Source organism: Limosilactobacillus mucosae, assembly GCF_046939755.1.
In the GTDB taxonomy this organism is placed as follows: Bacteria; Bacillota; Bacilli; order Lactobacillales; family Lactobacillaceae; genus Limosilactobacillus; species Limosilactobacillus mucosae_A.
In genome coordinates, this window is sequence record NZ_JBKZAY010000121.1 from 1 (window position 1) to 296 (window position 296).

A 296-nucleotide genomic window follows, 5' to 3' on the forward strand; every position below is an offset into this window, starting at 1 on the left:
GGGCTATAATCCCCTTAAGGGTGACACTTGAAATAATAAAAGTGTTATTTCCTTAAGGGGGTTTTTGCATTTCAAGTTATTCGACAATGAATAGACTAGAGTTGCTTTACGGCTATCAAAAGACAGAATCCGGCCTCAAAGTATACGCTGATATGCATCATGTCAATCAGAATACGATGACAAGATGGATTCGACAATTTCTCTTGCATGGTTTGGCGGGAGTTCGCCATCGTTCATTCAATCATCGCTATTCACTAAATACCAAGATTGAAGCCGTCAAAGAGTATCAAGCCGGT

Annotated in this window: 1 pseudogene; it reads left to right on the forward strand. The window is 40.2% G+C overall.

Features of this window, described 5'->3' with window-relative positions:
* Nucleotides 1–86 precede the first annotated feature (86 nt).
* Nucleotides 87–296: pseudogene (locus ACLUWI_RS10470) on the forward strand (helix-turn-helix domain-containing protein); the annotation flags it as partial.